Here is a 1,752-nt window from a genome sequence, read left to right as displayed (position 1 = left end):
TGAATATGTCGAGGCTTCTGCAGTAAATAAGGAAAATGTCCTTGATTACGACCAGAGAAAAGCGGCTAAAGATCCAGCCTTTTCAACAACTCTTTCGCGAGCTGACGACGTTGCAGGTATCAAGCGTAGAGTTAAGTTCGCCAAGATCTACTTGGTTGAAGATGCCGGAAAGATTGAAACGATCATTCTTCCTGTAAGCGGTTATGGCTTATGGTCGACACTGCATGGTTTCTTGGCTTTGGAGGGCGATGCTAATACAGTCGTTGGGCTTGGCTTCTATGAGCATGCCGAGACTCCTGGCTTGGGTGGTGAGGTTGATAATCCGCGCTGGAAAGCGATTTGGCCGGGTAAAAAGGTCTACGACTTCGCGTCTAGCGATCAGCCAAAGCTTGGCTTGATTAAAGGCGCAGTTGATAAAAGTCGAGCTGATGCCGAATACATGGTAGACGGTCTATCTGGTGCTACTTTGACTAGTGTGGGTGTGACTAACCTTATTCAATATTGGACTGGCGAGCAGGGATTCCAAAAGTACCTGAATCGCTTGCGTGAAGGAGCTTAAGAATGAGTGATGTAACAGCAAAAAAAGTTCTTTTTGAACCAGTTTTTAGCAATAACCCTATCGCACTTCAAATCTTAGGTATTTGTTCTGCGTTAGCCGTTACCACTAGTATGGAGCTATCGGTTGTTATGGGCTTGGCTGTATGTGCAGTATGTGGCCTATCTAACTTGTTTGTATCCGTAATTCGTAGCCAAATACCTTCGAACATACGAATCATTGTTCAAATGACTATCATTGCTTCGTTGGTAATTGTTGTTGATCAGGTTCTCAAGGCCTATGCCTATGAACTTAGTAAGCAGCTTTCAGTTTTTGTGGGCTTGATTATCACGAACTGTATCGTAATGGGGCGTGCTGAAGCGTTTGCAATGCAAAATGGCCCAGGCATGAGTTTCCTGGATGGCATAGGTAATGGTTTAGGATATGCCGTTATTTTGCTATTAGTCGCTTTTGTACGTGAATTGTTTGGTTCAGGCATGTTGTTTGGCATCGAGCTTATGCCTACCGTTAACAATGGTGGCTGGTATGTACCTAATGGTATGTTGCTGCTTCCTCCAAGTGCTTTCTTTATCATCGGTTTGCTTATTTGGGGCTTAAGGCAATGGAAGAAAGATCAGGTAGAGCCTGCTGATTACAAAATCTCGTCTCACTCTGTTAAGGAGGCGTTCTAATGATCGAATATTATTTAAGCCTATTTGTTAAGGCTGTATTTGTTGAAAATATGGCTTTGGCATTCTTTTTGGGAATGTGTACCTTCCTTGCGATTTCTAAGAAGATTCAAGCTGCAACCGGTCTAGGTATTGCCGTAGTCGTTGTATTGGCAATCACTGTTCCTGTAAATAATCTTATTTATACCTACCTTCTAAAAGATGGAGCCTTGGCTTGGGCGGGCTATCCTGATGTAGACCTGAGTTTCTTAGGTTTGTTAACTTACATTGGTGTTATCGCTGCTTTGGTACAGATTCTAGAAATGGTTTTGGATAAGTACTTCCCGGATCTGTATAACGCTCTTGGGGTATTCCTACCATTGATCACAGTAAACTGTGCGATCATGGGTGCATCTCTATTTATGGTTGAGCGTGATTATAATCTTGCTGAGAGCACGGTCTATGGCTTGGGTGCTGGTGTCGGTTGGGCTCTAGCGATCGTCGCATTGGCCGGTATCCGAGAAAAGCTCAAGTACAGTGATGTGCCTG

Annotated in this window: 3 protein-coding genes; all 3 read left to right on the top strand. The window is 43.8% G+C overall.

Annotation, left to right across the window (positions count from 1 at the left end; all coding sequences use genetic code 11):
- Positions 1 to 559, top strand: a 559-nt coding sequence (gene nqrC, locus A3763_RS06145) for an NADH:ubiquinone reductase (Na(+)-transporting) subunit C (protein ID WP_068759949.1), incomplete at its 5' end; no start/stop codon positions are given.
- Positions 560 to 561: 2 nt separating this feature from the next.
- A complete protein-coding gene (locus A3763_RS06140) occupies positions 562 to 1,227 on the top strand; it encodes an NADH:ubiquinone reductase (Na(+)-transporting) subunit D (protein ID WP_068506475.1) in 666 nt (221 codons plus the stop codon).
- Positions 1,227 to 1,752: NADH:ubiquinone reductase (Na(+)-transporting) subunit E (gene nqrE, locus A3763_RS06135; RefSeq protein ID WP_197482806.1), on the top strand; the 526-nt coding region annotated here is incomplete at its 3' end. The genes A3763_RS06140 and nqrE, both read left to right, overlap by 1 nt.

The organism is Oleiphilus sp. HI0128 (genome assembly GCF_001635365.1).
This window is presented reverse-complemented; position numbering and strand designations above follow the sequence as displayed.